The following is a 21,770-nucleotide window of genomic DNA, read 5'->3' as shown; positions in this document are numbered from 1 at the left end:
AAAACATGTACTTCTATATCATAAGATCACACTTTTGATCTATTTTTCGTTCTTCATTCTAACAATTAAAACCTACTACTTAATATCTGCTTTTCTCCAATCTAATCTTGGCAATTCAAATAATTGCTCTGTCTTGGTGTACCACTTTCCACCCATTCTCCCTACAGCATGCAGATGTTCCATTTTTATTTTTCCCTCCTCAACAAGATCATCATCAACAGTTACTTGAATAACTTCACCAATGACGAGACTATGCGGGGAAGAGCCTATCTCAATGATTTGATCTAACTTGCACTCCATATGGATAGGCGATTCCTTTATGGAAGGCGGACTAACTACTTTTGAACGAACTGGAGTCAGTCCTGCTAATTTCAATTCATCTTGATCTACTTGAAAATCCTTTGATGTAATATTCATTTGTTCAACATTTGAAGAGGTAACGAGATTTACGACAAATTCCTTCGTTCTCTCTATGTTAATGACTGTATCCTTTTTTTCACCTTGACGCCTCTCTACTGCAAATAAAGTTAAAGGTGGTTCTATTGAAACACCTGTAAAATAACTAAAAGGTGCGGCATTAAAAATACCATTCTCGTCTAAAGTTGTAACCCATGCAATCGGTCGTGGGACAATACAACTTGTTAGTAGACTGTATGCTTCTTTAGCATTAAGTTGACTTAGTTCAAAATCCAATGTATTCCACCCCAATATTTAAAATTGGCAAGAAAGATATTTTTTGAATATTATAGGTAAATAGCAGTACTATTCTCTATTGTCTTTTTTGACATAGTTCGATAAGTTCAGCCATATCCTGCTTCTCTTCAATATTCATAATCCAATCGATGATAAGTTCCTGCTGTTGTCTATCAAATACTTCCTCTGTGAGTTTACAAAACTTTGTAGTCAATTCTTGTTCTGTTAATTTTTTATTCGGACCACCCTTTGCGATATCAATTCTTTCCTGATAGACTTTCCTACTAGTAGTTTCAATCTCTACGACAGCTGGCATAACCTTGGGATAATCTTTTTCTAAAGTGCTAGAATTGATTACATTTACTTTATTAGCAAATTCTTTGATGTCTTTATCCTTTAATAATTCATCTGTGAAAATCGTTTCGTCCGCCTTTTTTGTTTTTAGCCAAACGGCTAAAGCATACGGAATACTAAACTTTGCAGATAAAGCATTATGATATTCCTTATTACATAATGTTGCAGCACGTGAATAGGTAGATACACTCACCTTCGTAATCTCATCAATCGAAAGCTGGTGTTGGTCGATAATCGATACAAATGCATCAATTGGCGCATGAGTATAACGACAAAATGCATAAGGCTTATAATAATTTTGCTCAATATCCCACAAATCATCTTTTTGTCTAATCAGAGCTGTTTCATCAAATTCAGAACCTAGAATAGAAGAATATACATATTCAATATTTCTTTTTGGGGCATAGTGTCCCGTTCTTAATAATGATAGAGATTTAATCCCCATTTCAATCGCATGCCCAGCATAAATATTTCTAATCATTGCTCCTTCTAGGGCTGCATTCCACATTGTAGGTAAAGCAAAGGTTGCGCTAATGTTTAATCCTTCTATCATTTCTTCTTCTGATACATTCTCTAATAAGAAAGTAGATGCTGCTGCTCCCATGACTCCCCATGTACCATGAGCATGTGCTTCAGAATGAAGCGTTGTTGCTCTTCCAAACCTAGAACATGCTTCATAGGCTTTTATTAAAACACTTAAAAAATTTTTGCCACTATAATTCTCTTTTTTCTGAACATAGGTAATGAGAACTGGAACTACATGGGCAGCAGGGTGACCTTTACTATATTGATTCCCCTCATCCATCTCTGTCGCAACTCCAGCTGTTCCATGGAGAAACGCAGAATGATAAAGACTCGTTTTATAACACGTTCCGATAATTGCAAACCTTCCGATATCTTCACCGACTAATTCCTCCAAAAGCTGTTGACATTCCTTTTGCTGTATACCAGCCACCATTGCTGCAATCGTATCCAACAGTACGAATTTTGCAGATTGAATCGTTTCTTTGCTAAACTCATCCCAATCAGTATGATATAATGTGGAGACTAAATGCTTCATTAATTCCCTCCAATACTATTACTCATTAAACTATTTACGAACGGACCATATAACCTAACCGTTCATTGATTTCTGTTGCGCCTTTTAATAAAATTTCAATAAGTTCCCGTTCTCGTTCATCTGATAAACGTTGAATAGGTCCTGCAATTGTTAAACTGGCAACCATTTGTCCATTTTGTCCAAAAAGTGGAACAGCAACTGCAAAACTTCCTGGAACTCGCTCACCTGTGGTGACACAATAGCCACTACTTTTTATAGATTCCATTTCTTCTAATAACTGCTCAATTTCATATGAAGAAATCTCGTTACCTAAATTCTCGATTACTTGTTTCTTCTCATTTTCTGGTAAAAAAGTAAGTAATACCTTTCCAGAAGCCCCTAAATGTATGGGTTTTCGTTCACCAATCCTAACAAAGTTTCTGACATCTAAAGGACTATCCACTTTCTCAACACATATTCGATTAGATCCATCAATTACATTTAACTCAACGGTTTCATTTGTTTGTTCCATTAGACTTTTCATTATAGGCAAGGAAACCGATCTAAAATCTAGTTGATTTTGTACGATACTCCCTAACCTAAAGAAGTTAAACCCTAATGAATAACGATGATTATCAAGATTTCTCTCAATGTAATTATAAGCTTCTAACGTATCTAACAATCTGAAAATGGTACTTTTAGGATAATTAAGTTCCTCTTGTATTTCACTGATTGATAAACTTGTTCGATCCATTGTATATAAGGATAAAATTTTAAGCATTTTTTCAATGGATTTAACCATTACACCATATCCCCCTCTATAGCCTCAGGCTTAATATTATATAACCCACTAGATGAAGTACAATTTCCTCCAGCTCATATTTAATTCTATTTCTATACAGTGTTATGAACTAATCCCAAGATACGAGGCTTTAAGCTTATCATTGTTTAAGAGGCTAGCAGCACTACCTTCGATGACAATTTGACCATTTTCAATAACATAGCCTCGATCTGATAGGGATAGAGCCTGGTTTGCATTCTGTTCTACGATTAAAACCGTTACTCCTTGTGATTTAATTTGTTTAATAATGTCAAATACTTGTTTTGTTAATAAAGGAGATAATCCCGTTGAAGGTTCATCTAATAACAATAATTTGGGCTCAGACATAAGTGCACGGCCGATTGCTAGCATCTGTTGCTGTCCACCGCTCATACTACCTGCAACCTGACTTTTTCTTTCTTTTAAAATAGGGAATAGTTCAAAGCAATACTCTATATTTTTTTTCATATTTTTACGAGCTTTAGAGATATAAGCACCTAACTCTAAGTTTTCATAAACTGTCATATTCGAAAATAATTTTCTACCTTCTGGTACTTGAATTAATCCCGTTTCCACAATTTCCTCTGGTTTTTTCTTCTCAATCGATTGACCCTCAAATTCTATTGAACCTGACCACGCTTGAATTAAACTAGAAAGAGTACGCAAAGTTGTAGATTTACCAGCACCATTCGTTCCTAGTATACTTACAACCTCACCAGATTCAACATGAAAGGAAATATCTCTTAAAACTTGAACGTTTCCATAGCCGACATTTAGGTTAGTTACTTTTAGCATGACATTTCCTCCCCTAAATAAGCTTCCACTACTGTTTTATTTTTCATAACTTCTACTGGATTTCCTTCAGCAATTTTTTCTCCTAGATGCATAACGGCTAAACGGTCAGAAAGGGCCATAACTGCCGACATTAAATGCTCGATAAAAAAGATCGAAATCCCTCTATCTCGAATATCTTTAATTAACTCAATAAATTCATTTACCTCAGATGGATTTAACCCAGACATTACTTCATCTAAAAATAAAACTTTAGGTTGAGTCGCTAATGCACGGGCAACCTCTACCTTTTTTTGTTCAGGAAACGTTAAGTCTTTCATTCTTGTATAAGCCTTCGAATCCATTCCAATGTACTCCAATTGTTGCAATGCAAGTTGCTCTGCATCTTTAAAGGATTTCACCCTATTAAACGCACCTACGATTACATTCTCTAGCAATGTTAAATTCCCAAAGGGTTGAACAATTTGAAACGTTCGCGCAATCCCTTTTTTACAAATATGTTCAGGCTTTAAACCTTTTATTTCTTCATTATTATATTTAACAGACCCTTCTTCAGGATTGTGAAATCCACATACGGAATGAAACAGTGTCGTTTTACCCGCCCCGTTTGGACCTACTAAACCTAAAATTTCACCTTTATTAATGCTTAAACTAACATTATTTACTGCAACAAGACCTGAAAATCTTTTTGTAAGGTTCTCAATAGTTAGTAAACTCATCTGCCATCACCCCTTTTTCGTTTCAACATTGGATATATCATTATGAACTTTAGATACCTTTTTTTCATTGTCCTTTTCCCGACTATCGAACTTATTTTGGAACCATCCGACAATACCTTCTGGCAGATAGAGGATAACTAGGACAAGAATTAAACCATATGCCATTAAATGTACCCCAACAAAATCTCCAAAGAGAGCACTTGTAAATTCACCTAAAGGGATAATAATAAATGCTCCTACGATTGGGCCAAAGACTGTTCCCATACCACCTATAATGGCTGGCAGCAAAATAGCAATTGAGACAGCATTACCAAATGTTGTAGGTGGTTCAATAAATAATATATATTGGGCATAGAATGTTCCGCCAATAGCAGTTAACCCACCACTTAGGGCAATAGCAATCATTTTATTTTTAAATGTGTTTACTCCTAAAGATTGAGCTGCATCCTCATTTTCTCGTATGGCTATGAGGTTATATCCTAATCTTGATCGGCTAATAAAATAAACCACTAGTGTTACAACAGCTACTAAAGCTAAAATCGTATAATAATAACCTAATCTTGAACTAAATTGGAGCAAAAACGGATTAGGGTTTAATGGAATTAAAATTCCTAATGTTTTTTTGAAAAAAGGTGAATTTTGAACGATAATTCTTAAAATTTCAGCAAAGGCAAGTGTTCCTAAGGCAAAGTAAGCGCCTCTAAGTTTATATCTAAAAGATAAAAATCCAATGAATAAACCAATTACCGCTGCAACCATTGCACCAATTAGCATACCAATCCATGGTGAAATATTATAATTAACTAATAAAATGGTTGAAGTATAAGCTCCTACTCCAAAGAAAGCTGCATGTCCAAAAGAAAACTGACCCGAATAACCACTTAGAATATTCCACGCTTGACTAACTAAAGCAGAATACAAAATTAAAATGCCAATATGCAAATAATACTGATCCGTGGATACAAGTGGGAACGCAATGAGAATGGCCAAAAAGAGAACAAGTGATATTTTAGAATTTTTCATCGGACTTTCCCCCCAAATAAGCCATTTGGTTTAACTAACAAAATTGCAATAAAGATGATATAAGTCATCAATTCTTTTAAAGTTCCTGGTAGTACTGCCCCTCCTAGTGCTTCAGCAACACCAATAATAAGACCTCCAACAATCGCTCCAATAAAATTACCTAATCCACCAAGTACAACAACTACAAATGCTTTTAAAATAAAAGTTGCACCAACTGTTGGTGATGTATAAAAGAATGGAGTGATTAAAGAACCAGCGACAGCTGCTAATGCTGCTCCAAGACCAAAAGTAATATAATTAATTTTAGCTGTAGCAATCCCAACAAGTGAAGCGCCTTGTCGATCGACTGACGTGGCACGGATGGCTTTTCCAATCATCGAATGTTTCAAAAACCAAAATAATCCAATTGCTAATACTATCGCAAAAACAAAGGCAATGAACTTAGGTATATTGATACCAATAGATCCTATATTTAATGTTTGAGTTAACTCCTCAACTTTAATACTTCTGAGGTCTGGACTCCATAAAACAAGAGCAAGGTTTTCAATAATTAACATGATCCCCAAAGTGACTAATAATTGATTGTGTTCAGGAGCATTGATCATTTTGGATAAAACACTTCTTTGAATAAATGCACCTATAAAAAACAAGGCAATTGCACTTAAAGGTAAAGATAAATAAGGGTTGATCCCCATTAAAGTAAATGCCCAGTAAGTAACATACATACCAAGCATCATTAGCGCACCTTGAGCAAAATTTATAACTTTCATAACCCCAAAAATTAATGTAAGACCTATTGCAACAAGCCCATAAATTCCGCCCATTAATAGTCCATCGACAAGGGATTGAATAAATAAATTAGCAGACATCAGTTCCCCTCCTTGTTGTTATTGGAAACGGGAAAGCACTTTCCCGTTTCCTTCATCATAAAATTAATTTGCTGGATATACTGGATCTTCATTTTTAAACTGTTCTGGGTAAACAACTTTTGTATCTCCATCGAAAAGTTGACTAAGTACAGCTTGTGCGTTCGCATTTTGTCCATTCTCATCAAAGACAATTTCATCTTGCGGAAGAATATGGTCACTATAGTTTGTTTCCTTTAAAGCATCCTTGATTGCTTCACGATCTGTAGAACCAGCTCTTTCAATCGCATCGATTAATACTTTTGCCGCTGTGTAAGAGTACGCAGAGTTCGGACTTAAATTTTTATTGTATTGTGCTTTAAAGTTTTCTTTTACTTCATTTGCCAAGTCACTTTGTGGATTGATCGTATAGTTAACATCCATAATATGTTGGTTTATTGCAGCTTCTTCAGTAATAAACTGTGCATTACTGAATGCACCATTGGCAACACCGATAATTGCTTTTGGCTTATAACCTGATTCGTTAATACCATTAATTAATAATGTTCCGTCACGTAAATACGTAGTTGCGACTACAATGTCTGGTTGTTCTGATTTGATACGATTAATTGTAGTTGATAAGTCAGCAGTAGCAGCTGAGTGTGGAATAGTTGTTAAAACTTCTAAACCATTTGCTTCTGCTTTTTGTTCAATTAAGCCGGCAATGCTAGTCCCAAAAATAGAGTCTTCATGAACTAAAATGGCTGTTTTCAGTTTCGTGTCAGACATTTCATTTAATGCATTGAAATATTGTAAAAAGTTTTCTGCCATCAAAGATGCAGGAGGCTGTAAGCGATACGTATATTGGAAGCCACGCTCTGTTATTTCATTAGCAGAGGCAATATCGATTACGAATGGAATACCTGCACGTTCTGCTTCTTGTGTTGCAGGTAATGCCACACCACTTGCATAAGTACCAATGATACCAACTACACCATCTCGGTCTAATCGTTGAACCTCAGAAACTCCTTTTTCTGGTACACCTTCATGGTCAGCTTCGACTAATTCTACATGAGCCCCGTTAAGTGATTGAATACCCCCAGCCTCATTTACTTCCTCAATAGCTAAACGAATTCCATCTCTCATTTCTTGTCCTTCAGTAGCTAGTCCACCACTTAAAGGGTGCAATGTTCCAATTTTAACTACCTCAGCTGTTTCACCAGTATCATTCGAGTTGTTACTCTCACCTTCTCCAGATGCCCCATTTCCACCACAGCCTGAGATGACGATCATTGCAGCAGCCAAAATCCCAATAAATTTTTTCAATGGTAAAACCCCCTAAATTTTTATTAGATTAAAAGATTTAAATAAATCTTCTAACAAACTTTCCTCTTCCATACTCTTTTGTTGGTGCTCCATTTTCTACAATAACTTCTCCTCTACTAATCGTATATACAGGCCATCCAGACGTTTCACGCCCTTCAAATACAGAATAATCACTGTTTGAATGCATCAATTCAGGTGTAACCGTTTTCTTTTTGTCAAGGTCTACGATTGCAAAATCTGCGTCTGCACCAACTTCTATTCTTCCTTTACTTTCTAGATTGAAAGATTCTGCTAATTGATATGAAGTTATATCAGCGATTCTTTCAAGAGGAAGTCCTCTCTTCTGATATCCTTCTGTAATCATAATTGGTAATAAGCATCCAACACTTGGGAAACCATAAAGTGCGTCAAATACTCCTTCACCTTTGCTATATTTTTTTTCAAGTGAGTTTGGAACATGATCCGTTCCAATGGCATTAATCGTTCCATTAGCGATTCCTTCCCATAGACGACCTGCATCTAATTGACTATGAATTGGCGGACCTACTTTAGCATCTAAACTATCTTCTTCCGTTAGACAAAGATAGTGAGGACATGTTTCAACTTTTACACCTGACTCTTGTAACCATGGCATTTTCTCCAATACATCAACACTAGCTGCCGAAGATAAATGGACAATATATACATTCCCTCCAACAACATGATTTAAATAAAGAGTACTTAGTAATGATTCTGCTTCAGCATAACCAGGGCTTGTTGCAGACCACGTTTTTAAGCCATTATTTGCTCCTTCAGACTTATACTTGCTTATTAAGGCTCTATTGATATCCATATTTTCACAATGTATAGCAAGTAATAGTTTAGGAGAAATGGCTTTAAACTTTTCTAATAACCGAACTAAGTCATAGGATGATAAGTCTATCCCATTATCTACATTGAATTTATCATTTAATTGTCTCTCGTAATTTCTAAAAAATTTAAAAGATGTTATTCCACATTTTGTAATTGTATCTTCTAATTCATCAATATGCTGTTCAGTTAAAATTCCTAAAGTATATGTGAAGTCAATGTAACTATTTTTTTCACCAATCTCCTGTACTTGAGGAACAAAATCTAAATAGCTGATTGGTTGGCGATCCATATTTACTACAGTTGTTACTCCTCCAATTGCGTGCTGTTTTGTATCTAAAAAGTCCTCCTCAATTGAATTGTAAATCCCAATATGTTCGTGAGCATCTATAACGCCTGGAAAGATGTGCAGACCTTCTGCATCAAGAACATTTTTCGCTTCAATTTGGTCAACATTTTCAAAAATACCAGTAACTTTACCTCCATTCACTCCTAAGTGAACTTGCTTTACACCTTCCTTAGGAAATACGACAGATCCATTTTTTATGAGCAGTTCTACTTTCACGACTTACACCCTTTCACTTTGTTTCTTTAATGTATTGAAATACTCATGGATTTCTTCAGATGGTAATACATCACAATATTTCATCCATAAATCTAATAAACCAGCTTTATGAGAGAGTTCAATTCGGTCATATACGCAATCTTCTACAACTGCTACATTAAAGTTATGAGTAACAGCATCAACAGCTGTTGCTCTTACACATCCACTCGTGGAACCACCAACAATAATTAGAGAGTCAACACCCATTTTTACTAGATAACTAATAAATGGAGTTCCAAAAAATGCACTAGCATAACTTTTATCGACAACCATATCCTTTTCAGTTGGTGCTAGTTCATCAACAATTTGAGTTTCAGGCCTTCCATCAATATATTTTGAATTGTCTCGTTTCGCCTTTACTGCAAATGAGTCAAATGCACTTGTTTTCTTTTGTACATTTCTCGTATAAATCGTTGGTATTCCAAGTTCATCTGCAGTCTCTTTTAATTGTTTGATCTTACGAATGGCTGCCCAGGCTTTTTCTCCTCCACCACTTGGCCATTCCTCTAGCTGCTCGTCGATAGGCTTATCGGCTCCAACATAATTATGTTGAATATCAATTATCACTAGTACCGGTTTTTTTCCTAGTCCCCGCTTGTTACCGTATCCTCCTTTTTCAATAACGAGACGATCTACACTTGTTAGTGCATCTTCCCAAGTATGATTACTCATTTATTTTCAACCCTTTCTTGAATTGTTTTTGCTGCATGATCTCCCGCAATTTTCCCGAATCCTAGTGCAGCTAATAGTCCATTTCCAGACATATAACCATAAGAATTTTTTCCAGAAACCCCTACAGCAGCACCACCACCCGCGTATAAGTTTTCAATTACTTCATTATTATTATTTAATACTTGGGCATGAGTATTTATCTTTAAACCTCCTTGCGTATGAAAGAGGGCAGGAACAACTCTAATTCCATACAGTTTGCCTGTTAATTTTTTCGGGAAATGCTTTCTTCCAAAAGCATCCTTACCACGCTCTGTTGCTAGCTCAAATTCTTCCATTGTATTGATAAGAGCTTCGCCGTCAATTTTCAACTTTTCAGCAAGCTCTACAACGGTTTCTGCCGATTTAAACCCGTTCATTTCTGCAATATTTTTGAAGTCTTCAATGGAAAGTAATTGGTCATAAATGTCCTCGTCAAAAATGATATACCCATGTTTATCAGGTTGAAGTAATATTTCTTTCGCAAATTCAGAATACCCTTGCGCTTCATCCCCAAATCTCTGACCTTCCTTATTGACCATAAATCCACCCATCATAATTGTTCCCCATGTGACTAATATTCCATGTGCTTCATCAACTGCTGAATGGCCTTGATAAGCAGTTAGACAGTCAAGCGCGGCTCCGATTTTTTCTCCTATTTTGATCGCTTCACCTGTATTGGCTTCATAGCCAAAGTAAAGGGCGTCAGCAATTTCAGGTATATATTTGTTAACAAGATCTTTATTTGCTCCAAATCCATTCGTTGCCAAAATTACTTTTTCTGCCTTAATTTTTTGTTTACCGTGTGAAGTATCTACTTCAACACCGCTAACCTTTCCATTTTCAATGATGACATCCGTTAATTCAGATTTTAATGTTAAGTAAATGTTATCTCGGTTTGAAACTTCCATACGAAGCTTTTTAATTAATTCTAGTCCTGAACGTGATTTCGGAGCGTGCATCCGGCGATTTCTCTGTCCTGGATAACTAAATTCCTCGACCAATGAAAGTTCTATTCCCAATGAATCAACCATCCATTCAATTAACCTAGCTGATTCCTGGCAAAGTGCTAATGTTAACTCCGAATCACTTTCATAATGATTTTTCTTTAAAATATCTTCTGCCATTTCTTCAGCAGTCTCGAAGATCCCCTTCTCCTTTTGAAAACGGGTACCGGCAGCTGGAATCATACCTGCACTTGCTGCTGTGTTACCTAAAATAAACTCCGTTTTCTCAAAGACTGCTACTTCTAAACCTTTTTCAGCGGCGGCTAAAGCAGCGATTAAACCACAACCACCTGCACCAGCTATAACCACATCTAACTCAGCATCCCACATCATACCACCTCTAAACGTTTAATTTAACTTCCGTTAGTTTTGTAATGTTATGGATATTTTGTACATTCTCTAAATTCATCACATTATGAATTAGTTCAAGAGTTTTTGTGCTACCAATTACTTCTCCAAGCATTTGTTCACATTTCCTAATTACTTTTGTCTCTATATCTTCTTCCCATGAATCACCTTTAGCCCCCATCGTTGTCTCTGTATGTACTTGGCCATTTACTAGTGTTAACTCAATTCTTGCGGCACGCCTTGACGGAAGTAATTTAGTTAATTGTTCATCCTCTACTACTTCAATTTTTTTAGCGAGATTGATGATCTCTTCAAACGAACTTTCTTCTGGGCATTTGATGTTTAGAACTGTTTTAGCTAAAGAAAAAGGAATAGAGAACATTCCTGCATATTTATTGTTTACACTTTTCTTATTTAGTTTTGATGCAAGGGAATACGTATAAACATCTAATTTTTCAATTTCTTCAGAAGTAAAATCTACCTTCTCAATTAACTTGTTAACTGCATCGATTGGTGGGTGACAAAACCTACAAAATGGATAGAATTTAAAATACGTTTTCATTAAGTAATAATCTTTCCCTAAATCCTCAGTTAACTTCTGCTCGTTAAATCCTTCTCCCAGGATGTTGGTAAATACCTCTCGTAGTGAATTCGATTCGCTAGAATAACCAGCAGTAATCAAATGAGGTACGAGAAGAGAATTTAGATTATTTAACCCAATATATATATCCCGCATTCGATGGCCTTCTAAAACAGGTTGCCATAAAGAAACATAAGTTAATGATCCAATTACAGAAAAAGCATTCATATAATCTTCTTTGTTGAAATCATTTGCCTTTCCTAACGCAAATGCAGAACCGATAGTCCCCCAGTTCCCATGAGGGTGTATATTTTTCTTTAAAGTAACTGCTGACCCCATTCTAGCTCCAGTTTCATAGCCCACGATAAAGCTCTCTAGGAATGTCTTTCCATCCATTTTTTTTAAATCTGCTGTTGCTAGTAATGATGGAAGAAAGTGACACGAAGGATGTCCTTTCGCTATGGGGTTCCCTTCATCCATTTCCTCACTTACCATACCTAACCCGTTTATCATCGCAGCTATATTTGATTCTGTATAATGGGATGTTCCATAAATAGAAACTAGATTTAATCTAGAACTTTGTTTTTCTGAACATAAGCTTTGAGCAAATTTATGTACTTCTTTTGTTTGGTTCCCATGCACGATGGCAGTGATTGAATCTAATATAATTAATTTCGCTCTATTTAAAATGTCACTTTCTACGTCTTCTGAATTAAATTGATAAGCAAATGTACTTAGTTTCTTCAGATTTTCCAGCACTACCCCTCCTAACTATTATTTCTAATGAAATTCCACAATGTGGAACGCGTTCTGAATTTATTTAAATTTTAACACTAGGTAAAAAAAATAGTCAATATTTAATTTTCTAATAATTCTTAACCTAAAAACTCTAATATCCTTATCAATCATTTGATATACCAATGTTTTACGAAGAAAAACATTCTAAAAAAAAATAGTAAGTTTTCTTGACAAACTAAATTTATTTTAATACGATTACATCAATTCCATTATTAGTATTTTAAATCCGGATTACGGAATACTTACTGTAAAGAAGGTGAGGTGTTTACTATTAAACAAAATGATAAAGTCCAATCTGTAGAAAGGGCGATCGATCTCCTGTATTGTTTCTCCCTACAACAACCTGAACTTGCACTTCAAGACTTTATTGATAAAACAGGCTTAAAGAAGACTACCGTATTTAGAATCCTTAACTCTTTAAAAACAAAGGGACTTATTATAAAAAATGAAAGTACTGGAACTTATAAGTTAGGTATTCCTCTACTAGGATTAAGTCAAATCGTTAGTGAAGGTCTAGATGTTAGGCAAGAAGCACTGCCAATTATGAAAATGCTCTCCACTGAGATAAAAGAAACCGTTAGCTTAAATATCATTCAAGCCAAACATCGGGTATGCATCGAAAAAGTAGAGGGACAAGAAGATATACGTCAATTTATTAAACTAGGTTATCCCTATCCAATTTTAAGAGGTGCCTCTGGAAAAATATTAATTGCATATTCTGATCAAGTACTTTTGGATGAACTTATAAATGATTGGAATGAATTTAATGAAATTCCCATTAAGAAAGTTCAGTTAGAAGAAGAGCTAAAGAAAATACGTCTGGATGGTTACTCGTTTAGTAAAAATGAACGAGCAGTTGGGGCGTACTCAATTTCAGCCCCAATTTTTAATGTTAATAATCAATTAATTGCTGGCCTTTCAGTTTCGGGCCTGACCACTCGATTAACAGCTGAAGACAAACAAATCTATATTCAAAAATTAAAAAAAGCTTCTTATGAAATTTCAAAGCAAATGGGTTATATCAAATAAATACTAGCTACGAAGGTGATGACTATGGGACAAACGATAATTGAAAAAATTATATCTGCGCATTCTAACAAACTAGTATATAAAAATGAAATTACCATTATTGATGTTGATGGTGTAATGGCAACTGATACAACTGCTCCTCTGACCATAAAAGCATTTGCGGAGATGGGCGGAAAAAAAGTTTGGGATTCTAAAAAAATGACACTAATTATTGATCACGCTTCACCTGCACCTAATGAACGCATTTCTAACTTACATGACTTAATGCGAAAGTTTGCAAAAGAACAAAATATTAAACTTTATGATGTTGGTGAAGGTATCTGTCATCAACTTATCATTGAAAATGAACATGTAAAACCAGGCCAATTATTTTTAGGGGCTGATTCACATACTTGTACATATGGAGCAATTGGAGCTTTTTCTACTGGTGTTGGTTCTACGGATTTAGCTGGTGTAATGCTGACAGGTAAAACATGGGTAAAAGTTCCTGAAACGATCAAAATAGAATTAAAAGGAAAATTAAAGTCTTCGGTAACAGCCAAAGACCTGATCTTATACTTAGTTGGAAAGCTAGGAATAGAAGGGGCAACTTACAAAGCGATTGAATTTACTGGAGAGGCACTTGAAGAATTAAGCCTTGATAGTCGAATGACAATATCAAATATGGCAATCGAAATGGGAGCAAAAGCTGGGTTGGTCAATACCAAAGGATTAACTCTCCCTTACGAATTCGAACACATTGAAGCCGATGACGACGCGATTTATTGTGAAATTCACGAAATTGATGCATCTAACATTGAGCCTGTTGTCTCAATCCCACATTCACCAGACCATGTCAAACCACTAAAGGATGTTCTTGGGGAGCCCATTCAAATGGCTTTTATCGGTAGTTGCACCAATGGTAGACTCGAAGACCTCCATTCTGCTGCAAGCATTTTAAAAGGTAAAAAAATTCACCCAGACGTTAGATTAATTATAGCTCCGGCATCAAGAAAGGTATTCCTTGATGCTTTAAAAGACGGAACTCTTGAAACACTTACTTCTGCAGGAGCTTCATTTATCACATCAGGCTGTGGTCCATGTGTAGGAACACATCAAGGTGTCCCTGGAAATGGAGAAAACGTTATTTCATCTACTAACCGAAATTTCCAAGGAAGAATGGGTAATCGAAACTCTAATGTTTACTTAGGATCACCTGCTACGGTGGCCGCTTCAGCATTGTATGGAAAAATTACTGATCCACAGATGGTAGAGGAGGTATATCATGAAGCTTAAAGGACATACACATGTATATGGAGATAATATTGATACTGACCGAATTATTCCAGGTAAATACACTAAAACTCTTGATTTAAGCGATTTAGCAAACCATGTATTAGAAGATTTAGATCCCGAATTTAGAACGCGGGTTCAATCAGGTGATATCGTAGTTGGTGGGCATAACTTTGGATGTGGTTCATCAAGAGAACAAGCTCCACTTGCTCTAAAAGCTGCGGGGGTTTCAGCTGTAGTCGCTCGATCATTTGCAAGGATTTTCTTTAGAAATGCAATTAATATTGGTCTTCCAGTCATTGAAGTTACAGATCATGATATTAAAAATAATACCGAGATTGAGATTGATTTAACCTTGGGAAAGATAAAATGCCTCAAACGTGAAGTTACCTATCAAGGGACTCAAATGCCAGACGTTATGGTGAATATCTTAAATAATGGTGGATTAGTAAATTACTTAAAAAAATACAAAAGCTATAATTTCGTTTAATAAGTCACATTTCATATATTGTCAGAAAAATACAAAGAGAACCTACTTCAAACTAAAACATTTGAGTAGGTTCTTTTTTACACCAAAAATTAAGAAAGTTTGACTTCTTAAAACCAAGCCTCCTATAGCTCTACCTAGGCCATTACGCCAGTCTCCTCTTTCCTAAAGAAGCTCTTCATTGCATGAAATACATCGGCTTTTTCCTTTAGAATGTAGTAACGGAAGCGCTCATCTTTGATGTTTTTATATGCTGACATTAATGTGGAGTGACGACTATACTGATTGACTTCCCCGTATCCAAACATACTCGATATACCCATCAATTCATTTACTAGCTTCAAGCATCGAGCGTTATCGGACGTTAAATTGTCACCATCGGAAAAGTGGAATGGATAAATGTTATAGCGTTTCGGGTCATATTTGCCATCAACGAGTTCAAGTGCTTTTCGGTAGGCAGATGAACAAATCGTACCACCACTTTCTCCTTTTGAGAAAAAGTCTTCTTCAGAAACGACTTTCGCTTCGGTATGGTGAGCAATAAATTCAATGTCTACCGTTTCGTACTTCGTTCTTAGGAAACGAGTCATCCAGAAGAAAAAGCTGCGAGCCATATATTTTTCCCATCGCCCCATACTTCCACTCGTATCCATCATCGCTAGCACAACTGCTTTTGATTCTGGTTTAATTTTTTCACTCCATGTTTTAAAACGCAAATCATCATTGTAGATTGGAACAATTCCTGGCCTTCCTTCTAATGCATTTCTTTTAATCGCTGAAAGGATCGTTCTACGTTTGTCAATATTGCCCATGAGGCCTTTTCTTCGAATGTCATTAAACTCAATTTCTTCTACGATAATCTCATCTTGTTCTTTTCTTTGTAAATTCGGTAGCTCCAGCTCATTAAACAACATTTCCTGAACTTCCATAATCGATACTTCAGCTTCGTAATAATCTTCTCCAGCTTGATCTCCTGCACCTTGCCCTTTTCCTGGACCTTGTTGACCAGAAGCATTCGGATCCCTAGCTACGACATCTCCTACTTTGCTATCTCCTTGACCTTGACCGACATGTTTGTTTTTGTCGTAATTGTAACGAATTTTATATTCATCTAGTGACCGAATCGGAATTTTAATAACCTCTCTACCGTTAGACATGATTATATTTTCTTCACTTACTAAGTCAGGTAGGTTTTTACGAATTGCGTCTTGGACCTTTTCTTGATGCCTTCTCTGATCTTGGTATCCTTTACGGTGGAGGGACCAATTCTCCTTTGAAACGGCATAATTGATTTTGTTACTTTTCATTTCATTCCCCTCCTTGATTTTTTTAAGGTTTCTCTACACCACTTTTTCAAATGTCAATTTTTTATTCACATACTCCATCTTCTTCACATATAATGCTTTTGAGACTGCCCTTTTTAGTCATTCTTAGAAAACAATGACTAAAACAGATGCTTACTCTATCCTATGCAGCTAGACAAGAGAGTTGACAATAAATTCTGACAAATTGAGCTCTTTTTTTATTGGACAAGCAATTTAGGTAGGTCAACAGTTTGTTTTATTCATAATGTATGAAATTTCATTTTTTTTGAAACCTTTTTACGATAAAAATCGTCTATAGTATAGTAGAAAGATAAGCATATAAGCTCTGCATAAACATTAGTTTTTATGCTATATATAGTATGAAGTAAATATAGAATTGGAGGTTTTTATGAAAAAATGGACACTTATGCTTCTAATTCTCACCTTATTCCCTTCACTTTTTATGACAGAAGCTTCAGCTCAAGACCAAACGACAACGCCAGTTCAATTTGAAGAAGGTGATTCTTTAAGTATTGTCGATGAAGATGTTGAATTTAAACAACTGGATAATTACCTCAATGTACCTAATAATAAAACTTGGACATTTACTTTTAATAACAATATTAATCCTTTATCAATTGCACCAAATAGTCTTTATGTCCTCGACTCTAAAGGAAATAATGTTAACAGCTTAATCATCAATGATAATCAACAAACTGTCACAGTTTTACCTCCACCTAACCGTTATTTGGAGGGAGAAACATATAGTATCTATTTTACTTCAATGTTGGAATCCAGCAACGGTATCCCTTTATCAACAAACTATCAATTCAACTTTTCGGTAGCTAGTTTAGAAAACACGAAATTGGATCAGGAAAATGAGAATATGTCTGTGAACTCAATGGAAATTGCAACCATAGACGCATATAAAAACGAATCGAACAAACTAGAAGAAGATTTTGATATCGTTCAAATAAACAAAAAGCATCACCAGAGAAACCTACATATGTGGTTACATTATGATGAACAACAATTTCTTTATACTCCTAATTCTTTTTACGTAAGAATAAAAGAATTGATGATTAGAATATATACACCCCCAGTCTATTATTGACTGAGGGTGTACCTTTTTTTATGAAACTATCTGTTTAGTAAACTTCCGACATAGCGCAGTAATTCGTTAGCAGATACTGAATTATAACCATGTTCATCAATTAACCTTGCAATTACTTCATTTACTTTCTTCAATTGTGATTCATCAGGAGTTTTTGTGGAAGTCGTAATCTTAACAACATCTTTCAAGTCTGCAAAAAGTTTTTTCTGAATGGCTTCTCTTAGGCGTTCATGTGAATTATAATCAAATTTCTTTCCTTTTCTTGCATATGCCGAAATTCGGATAAGAATTTCTTCACGGAAAGCTTTCTTAGCATTTTCAGAAATACCGATCTGTTCTTCTATTGAACGCATTAATTTCTCATCTGGTGGCATTTCCTCACCTGTTAATGGATCAAACAGCTTATTTTTATTGCAATAAGCTTCAACATTATCTAAATAATTATCCATAAGTGTTTTCGCTGATTCATCATATGAATAAACAAAGGCTTTTTGAACTTCTTTCTTCGCGATATCATCATATTCTTTTCTAGCAATCGATATAAAGTCAATGTATCTCTCACGGTCTTCCTTATTAATCGATGCATGCTGATCTAAGCCTTCTTTAATAGATCTAAGCACATCTAAAGCATTGATTGATGTCATTTCTTTACGAATAATTGCCGAGGAAATACGGTTTATAACATATCTAGGGTCGATTCCTGTCATACCCTCATCAGGATATTCTTTCTTTAGTTCTTCTAAATCTTGACTATTAAAGCCTTCAACAACTTCTCCGTCATATAGTTTCATTTTCTTAACAATATCAACACTTTGCTTTTTAGGTTCTTTTAATCTAGTTAAAATAGTAAAGATTGCTGCTATTCTTAAAGCATGTGGGGCAATGTGAACATTGGAAATATCACTATCTCTAATCATCTTTTTATAAATTCGTTCTTCTTCAGATACTTTCAAATTGTATGGAATTTTCATAACAATCATACGAGAATGAAGTGCTTCATTTTTCTTATTTGAAATAAATGATTTATATTCGGATTCATTCGTATGTGCAACAATCAGTTCATCTGCAGAAATTAATGCAAAACGTCCTGCTTTAAAATTTCCTTCTTGTGTAAGAGATAATAGGTGCCATAAAAACTTTTCATCACACTTTAACATCTCCTGGAATTCCATAATCCCACGATTGGCTTTATTTAATTCTCCATCAAAACGGTAGGCACGAGGATCTGATTCTGATCCATATTCTGCAATAGTAGAAAAATCGATACTACCCGTTAAATCTGCGATATCCTGTGATTTTGGATCTGAAGGGCTAAACGTTCCCACACCGACACGTTTATCTTCGGATAAGAAAATCCTTTCAATTAAAACGTCCTCAATCCGACCACCATATTCTTTTTCAACTCGCATCATATTAAGAGGTGATAAGTTTCCTTCTATTTTTATACCATACTCTTCATAGAAGTCTTCTCTTAAGTGTTGTGGAATTAAATGAAGCGGATCTTCATGCATCGGACATCCTGCAATCGCATAAACGGCACCTGCATCTGTACGCGAATATTGTTCTAACCCACGTTTTAACATTGTTACTAATGTAGACTTACCACCACTAACAGGACCCATTAATAATAGAATTCTTTTACGGACATCTAATCGTTTTGCAGCTGAATGAAAGTATTCCTCTACAAGCTTCTCAATTGATTCTTCTACTCCATAAATTTGATCACTAAAGAACTTATATTCCTTCTTTCCATTTACTTCTTCAACACCTGCATCTTTAATCATATTGTAAACACGTGAATGTGCCGTTTGAGCAACCTGAGGATTCTCCTTAATGATCTGTAAGTACTCAGCAAATGTACCGCGCCAATGTAATTTCTGCTCTTCTTCCCTGTGGTACCTAATTCTACCTAAAATATCCATTAATTTGGTTCCTCCTTTCAAGTCTAAACATTTGCCGCTGTTACTTCATCCTATGCAAGCAGAAACTTAATCATGCCCTCAATTCATAAATCTATCTGACAAGTTGGAATAATTAACAAGAGTACATCTATGATGAAAATTGAAGGATAACTAGTTTTATAGCTCTTTATCATATAAAATATGAAAGAAAACTATTTAGAGATGAGTGTGTTTATGCGAAATGGTACCGGTTTTTTTATAACCGCAATCCTATTGGTTATTTTTTTATATGTGCTTGTTATCTTCGTCGACGAGGTGGCTGTATCGAAAAACATCCAATCGGTTTTTGATGAGCACGTTGATATTAAAGAAATCCATTTATCCACGAACAGCTATGTTTATGATCGTCACGGAAACTTGATTTCAGAAATATATCAAGCTGAAAATCGTAAATACTTACCTTTTGAAAAGATCCCACAAACTGTAATAGATGCTTTTATTGCAACTGAAGACCGTCGTTTCTTCGATCATAAAGGTTATGATCCCTCTGCAATCCTAAGAGCTTTTTTGACAAACTTAAAACATAATAGCATTGAAGAAGGAGCTAGTACGGTTACACAACAACTCGTTCGAAATATATTTCTTTCACAAGATCAAACTTACAATCGAAAACTTAGTGAATTATTATATGCCTACAAACTTGAACAAATGTATAGTAAGGAAAAAATTATTGAAATGTATATTAATTCAATATTTTTCCATAATGGAGTTTATGGTTTTGAAGCAGCGAGTCAATTTTACTTTAGCAAGTCAAGTGCTGAATTAACGTTAGCCGAAGTTGCTTTTTTAAGTGCGATTCCAAATAATCCGGCTCACTATAATCCCATAAAAAACAAGGAAAATACTCAGTTAAGACAAAAATGGATTCTAGAGAAAATGCTAGAAAGTAACGTAATTGATGAACATGTTTATGAAGAAACGATCGATGAAGACATTCACTTGTCATTATCCAAAAAGGTTGACCTTTATCCTGACTATGTCACATATATTCATTATGAGTTAACTGAATTAATTGCTGAAAAAGAAGGCTACAAGCAACAATTCGAGCGTGCCACTCCTGAAGATCAATCATCCATACTTGAAAAATTAGAACAGCGAGTTCAGTTGCTTATCAAGAAAGGCATTAAGATTGAGACAGCACTAGACCCTGATATACAAGTTACTTCTATTAAAGCTATACAAAAGAATTTACCAAATAATGATATTGAAAGTTCAGCAGTCGTTATTCATAGCCCTACAAATGAAATTGTTGCTATTACAGGTGGGAAAAACTACAAAAAATTTGATTTTCACCGTGGTTTCCAGGCATTTAGGCAACCAGGCTCGGCTATTAAACCTTTACTTGTTTACGCTCCCTATCTTGCAGAGTTCGCTGTTTCTAACCAAAGTTCAATCAATGCCAATAATTTTTGTAAAAATAAATATTGTCCTAAAAATTTTGGCGGAAAGCAGTATGGCAATGTAACACTAGAAACCGCTTTTAAACACTCTTTCAATACTCCTGCTGTTCGAATCCTTGACCGAACTGGAATTGACACTTCGTTCCGTTATTTAAAAACATTTGGTTTTAGTAAGATTGTTGCAGCCGATTATAAATTACCAGCTGCTCTCGGAGGCTTAACCAATGGTATTTCCCCGCTCGAGTTAACTCAAGCGTATACTACTTTTGCGAATGATGGAGTTTACCAAAGATCATATGGTATTCGTAGAGTGACAGACCTTGAAGGAAATATACTTTATGAATGGCCAGAATCGCCTAAACAAGTTTGGAACTTAAGTGTCAATCAACAGATGAAAGCACTTCTTTATAAAGTTGTAACAGAAGGTACCGGGAAAAAGGTAAATCAACCAAGCACTTATATTGGGGGAAAAACTGGGACTACTAACTCATACCATGACATGTGGTTCGTTGGAATACGAAATGATTATACTGCTGGAGTCTGGGTGGGAAAAGACCGTCCGGCTTCCCTTCAATCCATTTATGAAAGAGGACTACATATGCTCATCTGGCGTGAAATTATGCGTTAATAAGAGAAGAAGACTTTTTTCTGAAAAATTATTTCGCCTCATACAATTAAAGGATGTAACTTTACTTTGG

19 protein-coding genes are annotated in these 21,770 nt (G+C 35.4%); 5 read left to right on the top strand and 14 right to left on the bottom strand.

The genetic code is table 11. The annotated features are described in order from the left end of the window. Window positions 1-75: 75 nt before the first annotated feature. From J0N78_RS17025 to J0N78_RS16970, 12 genes are all read right to left on the bottom strand, one after another. Window positions 76-693 (bottom strand): flavin reductase family protein, encoded by a 618-nt coding sequence (locus J0N78_RS17025; protein ID WP_209124272.1) that lies wholly within the window; start codon window positions 691-693, stop codon window positions 76-78. 76 nt (window positions 694-769) lie between these two features. After that, window positions 770-2,107: an MmgE/PrpD family protein gene (locus J0N78_RS17020; protein ID WP_209124271.1), complete on the bottom strand. Its 1,338-nt coding sequence runs from the start codon at window positions 2,105-2,107 to the stop codon at window positions 770-772. A gap of 34 nt (window positions 2,108-2,141) precedes the next feature. Beyond that, window positions 2,142-2,888 carry an IclR family transcriptional regulator gene (locus J0N78_RS17015; protein WP_209124270.1) on the bottom strand — a complete coding sequence of 249 codons (747 nt, stop codon included), beginning with the start codon at window positions 2,886-2,888 and terminating at the stop codon, window positions 2,142-2,144. 102 nt (window positions 2,889-2,990) lie between these two features. Next, complete coding sequence (locus J0N78_RS17010; RefSeq protein WP_209124269.1) at window positions 2,991-3,701, bottom strand: ABC transporter ATP-binding protein; 711 nt, start codon at window positions 3,699-3,701, stop codon at window positions 2,991-2,993. Next, a complete protein-coding gene (locus tag J0N78_RS17005) occupies window positions 3,695-4,417 on the bottom strand; it encodes an ABC transporter ATP-binding protein (RefSeq protein ID WP_209124268.1) in 723 nt (240 codons plus the stop codon). Before J0N78_RS17005 ends, J0N78_RS17010 begins: the two co-directional genes overlap by 7 nt. Window positions 4,418-4,423: 6 nt before the next feature. Further along, on the bottom strand, window positions 4,424-5,440 hold the full coding sequence (locus tag J0N78_RS17000) for a branched-chain amino acid ABC transporter permease (RefSeq protein ID WP_209124267.1): 1,017 nt from the start codon (window positions 5,438-5,440) through the stop codon (window positions 4,424-4,426). Further along, complete coding sequence (locus J0N78_RS16995; RefSeq protein WP_209124266.1) at window positions 5,437-6,309, bottom strand: branched-chain amino acid ABC transporter permease; 873 nt, start codon at window positions 6,307-6,309, stop codon at window positions 5,437-5,439. Before J0N78_RS16995 ends, J0N78_RS17000 begins: the two co-directional genes overlap by 4 nt. A gap of 63 nt (window positions 6,310-6,372) precedes the next feature. Continuing rightward, window positions 6,373-7,611 carry an ABC transporter substrate-binding protein gene (locus J0N78_RS16990; protein ID WP_209124265.1) on the bottom strand — a complete coding sequence of 413 codons (1,239 nt, stop codon included), beginning with the start codon at window positions 7,609-7,611 and terminating at the stop codon, window positions 6,373-6,375. Between the two features lie 37 nt (window positions 7,612-7,648). Then, the gene (locus J0N78_RS26380) at window positions 7,649-9,025 is read right to left on the bottom strand and encodes a dihydroorotase (protein WP_209124264.1); all 1,377 of its coding nucleotides are present in this window, start codon (window positions 9,023-9,025) and stop codon (window positions 7,649-7,651) included. A gap of 3 nt (window positions 9,026-9,028) precedes the next feature. After that, on the bottom strand, window positions 9,029-9,736 hold the full coding sequence (locus J0N78_RS16980) for an isochorismatase family protein (RefSeq protein ID WP_209124263.1): 708 nt from the start codon (window positions 9,734-9,736) through the stop codon (window positions 9,029-9,031). Next, on the bottom strand, window positions 9,733-11,109 hold the full coding sequence (locus J0N78_RS16975; protein ID WP_209124262.1) for an FAD-dependent oxidoreductase: 1,377 nt from the start codon (window positions 11,107-11,109) through the stop codon (window positions 9,733-9,735). The genes J0N78_RS16980 and J0N78_RS16975 overlap by 4 nt, the downstream gene beginning before the upstream one ends. 10 nt (window positions 11,110-11,119) lie before the next feature. After that, window positions 11,120-12,466 carry an MmgE/PrpD family protein gene (locus tag J0N78_RS16970; RefSeq protein WP_209124261.1) on the bottom strand — a complete coding sequence of 449 codons (1,347 nt, stop codon included), beginning with the start codon at window positions 12,464-12,466 and terminating at the stop codon, window positions 11,120-11,122. Between the two features lie 300 nt (window positions 12,467-12,766). Between J0N78_RS16970 and J0N78_RS26375 the strand changes: the two genes are divergently transcribed. Genes J0N78_RS26375 through J0N78_RS16955 form a run of 3 tightly spaced genes read left to right on the top strand, consistent with a single transcriptional unit; the run spans window position 12,767 to window position 15,296 of the window. Then, a complete protein-coding gene (locus tag J0N78_RS26375; protein WP_209124260.1) occupies window positions 12,767-13,534 on the top strand; it encodes an IclR family transcriptional regulator in 768 nt (255 codons plus the stop codon). 24 nt (window positions 13,535-13,558) lie between these two features. Continuing rightward, window positions 13,559-14,809, top strand: coding sequence for a 3-isopropylmalate dehydratase large subunit (locus tag J0N78_RS16960; protein WP_209124259.1), 1,251 nt, complete (start codon window positions 13,559-13,561; stop codon window positions 14,807-14,809). Continuing rightward, window positions 14,799-15,296 carry a 3-isopropylmalate dehydratase small subunit gene (locus J0N78_RS16955; protein ID WP_209124258.1) on the top strand — a complete coding sequence of 166 codons (498 nt, stop codon included), beginning with the start codon at window positions 14,799-14,801 and terminating at the stop codon, window positions 15,294-15,296. The genes J0N78_RS16960 and J0N78_RS16955 overlap by 11 nt, the downstream gene beginning before the upstream one ends. Before the next feature lie 134 nt (window positions 15,297-15,430). Here J0N78_RS16955 and yhbH read toward each other — a convergent pair whose 3' ends face one another. Beyond that, entirely contained in the window at window positions 15,431-16,600 is a 1,170-nt protein-coding gene (yhbH, locus tag J0N78_RS16950; RefSeq protein WP_209124257.1) for a sporulation protein YhbH, read from the bottom strand. Window positions 16,601-17,006: 406 nt separating this feature from the next. Here yhbH and J0N78_RS16945 point away from each other — a divergent pair, with 406 nt between their 5' ends. After that, window positions 17,007-17,711 (top strand): Ig-like domain-containing domain, encoded by a 705-nt coding sequence (locus J0N78_RS16945; protein ID WP_209124256.1) that lies wholly within the window; start codon window positions 17,007-17,009, stop codon window positions 17,709-17,711. Between the two features lie 26 nt (window positions 17,712-17,737). Here the strand turns inward: J0N78_RS16945 and J0N78_RS16940 are convergent, their stop codons facing one another. Continuing rightward, window positions 17,738-19,633, bottom strand: a complete 1,896-nt coding sequence (locus J0N78_RS16940; RefSeq protein WP_209124255.1) for a PrkA family serine protein kinase — start codon at window positions 19,631-19,633, stop codon at window positions 17,738-17,740. A 213-nt stretch (window positions 19,634-19,846) separates the two neighbouring features. Between J0N78_RS16940 and J0N78_RS16935 the strand changes: the two genes are divergently transcribed. After that, window positions 19,847-21,700, top strand: coding sequence for a transglycosylase domain-containing protein (locus J0N78_RS16935; protein WP_209124254.1), 1,854 nt, complete (start codon window positions 19,847-19,849; stop codon window positions 21,698-21,700). The last annotated feature ends 70 nt before the right edge of the window (window positions 21,701-21,770 follow it).

The organism is Alkalihalobacillus sp. BA299, assembly GCF_017745675.1.
Lineage (GTDB): Bacteria > Bacillota > Bacilli > Bacillales > Bacillaceae_F > Alkalihalobacterium.
This window is presented reverse-complemented; position numbering and strand designations above follow the sequence as displayed.

Excerpts from the sequence above, each read along its gene's own strand:
- J0N78_RS17020 (WP_209124271.1), bottom strand. The coding sequence starts at position 2,107 with ATGAAGCATTTAGTCTCCACATTATATCATACTGATTGGGATGAGTTT.
- J0N78_RS17015 (WP_209124270.1), bottom strand. The coding sequence starts at position 2,888 with ATGGTTAAATCCATTGAAAAAATGCTTAAAATTTTATCCTTATATACA.
- J0N78_RS17010 (WP_209124269.1), bottom strand. The coding sequence starts at position 3,701 with ATGCTAAAAGTAACTAACCTAAATGTCGGCTATGGAAACGTTCAAGTT.
- J0N78_RS17005 (WP_209124268.1), bottom strand. The coding sequence starts at position 4,417 with ATGAGTTTACTAACTATTGAGAACCTTACAAAAAGATTTTCAGGTCTT.
- J0N78_RS17000 (WP_209124267.1), bottom strand. The coding sequence starts at position 5,440 with ATGAAAAATTCTAAAATATCACTTGTTCTCTTTTTGGCCATTCTCATT.
- J0N78_RS16995 (WP_209124266.1), bottom strand. The coding sequence starts at position 6,309 with ATGTCTGCTAATTTATTTATTCAATCCCTTGTCGATGGACTATTAATG.
- J0N78_RS16980 (WP_209124263.1), bottom strand. The coding sequence starts at position 9,736 with ATGAGTAATCATACTTGGGAAGATGCACTAACAAGTGTAGATCGTCTC.
- J0N78_RS16975 (WP_209124262.1), bottom strand. The coding sequence starts at position 11,109 with ATGTGGGATGCTGAGTTAGATGTGGTTATAGCTGGTGCAGGTGGTTGT.
- J0N78_RS16960 (WP_209124259.1), top strand. The coding sequence starts at position 13,559 with ATGGGACAAACGATAATTGAAAAAATTATATCTGCGCATTCTAACAAA.
- J0N78_RS16955 (WP_209124258.1), top strand. The coding sequence starts at position 14,799 with ATGAAGCTTAAAGGACATACACATGTATATGGAGATAATATTGATACT.
- yhbH (WP_209124257.1), bottom strand. The coding sequence starts at position 16,600 with ATGAAAAGTAACAAAATCAATTATGCCGTTTCAAAGGAGAATTGGTCC.
- J0N78_RS16945 (WP_209124256.1), top strand. The coding sequence starts at position 17,007 with ATGAAAAAATGGACACTTATGCTTCTAATTCTCACCTTATTCCCTTCA.
- J0N78_RS16940 (WP_209124255.1), bottom strand. The coding sequence starts at position 19,633 with ATGGATATTTTAGGTAGAATTAGGTACCACAGGGAAGAAGAGCAGAAA.
- J0N78_RS16935 (WP_209124254.1), top strand. The coding sequence starts at position 19,847 with ATGCGAAATGGTACCGGTTTTTTTATAACCGCAATCCTATTGGTTATT.